This is a genomic window from Cupriavidus sp. 01L46, from assembly GCF_056399905.1.
This window is the reverse complement of sequence record NZ_JBFTSF010000583.1, coordinates 1-1,484: the sequence shown is the minus strand read 5'-3', so window position 1 is coordinate 1,484 and position 1,484 is coordinate 1. Positions and strand designations below refer to the sequence as shown.

The 1,484-nt window shown below is 46.9% G+C and carries 3 protein-coding genes; all 3 read right to left on the bottom strand.

Annotation, left to right across the window (positions count from 1 at the left end):
* Positions 1-156: colicin immunity domain-containing protein (locus AC1DS3_RS38585; protein ID WP_477129357.1), on the bottom strand; the 156-nt coding region annotated here is incomplete at its 3' end.
* 378 nt (positions 157-534) lie between these two features.
* Entirely contained in the window at positions 535-825 is a 291-nt protein-coding gene (gene imm2, locus AC1DS3_RS38580) for an Imm2 family immunity protein (RefSeq protein WP_441635993.1), read from the bottom strand.
* Positions 826-1,016: 191 nt separating this feature from the next.
* Positions 1,017-1,484, bottom strand: a 468-nt coding sequence (locus tag AC1DS3_RS38575) for a hypothetical protein (protein ID WP_477129356.1), incomplete at its 5' end; no start/stop codon positions are given.

Here is a 1,484-nt window from a genome sequence, read left to right as displayed (position 1 = left end):
GCTTGAGAGACGTTCATTTAGAGGCCCTGGGTCTCGCCGAAGAACATCGCCATCGCGCTCTATTTTCCACAGTTCCATATAGGCCTCCGCAAAAACTTCAGCAGACAGCCTTCCAGCCACGAAGGATTCTGCAAATTCTAAAATGGTAATACTCATCGAAATACACCATTTTTAATAAAATTATCGAACTGCGAAGTCCCTGAAGCCTGTAGGCCTCCACCGCCCGCATATTTCGGCGCAACCCATGTCGCCGATCTGCCAACACACTCCAATCAGACGATTGAGCATCGCTCGGCGTAGTCGGAAATTTCTCCACCTCATCATTCGGAGCGCGAGGCACTCTCGCTGATACCTTTGGCCTTCCGTACCGCTTGCAGCCAGTTTTTCCAGGCTGCAGGATCGGCTGGGCCATACCCACCCTCCCATATCTGCCAAGAGAGGGACCCGAGCATTCCCCCGAGTTCATCCGATTATGCGACAACGCCCGATTACTGCAGAATAATGAACACCACCAGACCAGAACCGACGTACATTTCAAAAAATTCCCAGAATCTTAATGTCACTATTGAGCTCCTCCGCCTCACCCGGCGGAATATTTTCAAGCAATTCAGACAAATCATTATTCGAAAATATGTCTGCAATAGCCATACGATGATATGCTTTTGCTCGTTCCGATCCGCGCCCGGCATCAAGAACAAGAGTTAACACCTCAAGCATCAGTCTTTCTATTGGAAGATCAAAAGAATTATCTAATTCATCATAAGCATACCCTACCTCGCTCTCGCCCTCTACCCACGGGTTTTTTGATGAAACTTGGACCTGCAATAGCTGTAATAAAGAGAAAAAATCTGCGCTCTCATCACGCTATAAGAAACACGATCTTCCATCACTGCTCCCTTCTTGATCGGCGGCCCTTTGTGGACTCCAATCCTCCCTTGAATTAGGACGTCCAAAATGAATAGACTGAACGGGCACTCGCCTCCGAATCCGTCAAACGATATAACGAGGGAATTACCTTACAGTTGCTTACTTGAAAATACCGATCGAACATGCGAAACCAACCCCAAAAGATCGGCGTAGGCTATCGGTCCAAACTCCGGATAGTTCAGCGCCATATATTGACCAACCACCATGCCAGYATCGAGAGCGATTTTCCGAGATTCAGATGTTCTCTTTGGATAGATAACCCAGTTTGTTGTTCCCGGAAACATTTCTCGCGAGTGTCCTTCCATGACCCACTCAATCTCTCCGCTGTATGTTTCTACCGCGAATCTAAGTCTATGAATTACTTCCGGATCTTCATTCTCAAATCGAAAGCTAGTATAAGGCGGCATCGCCGACCTATCTTCCATCTTCGGTTGCTGACCTCTAAATTGAATTTCTGGATATCTAGATTCTGTTTTTTGCCAAGCGAGTTGACCGAGTTTTTCAATAAAATCAAGCAACTCTCGCCCTTGCTTTATATCTCCGGATCCCATTACTTC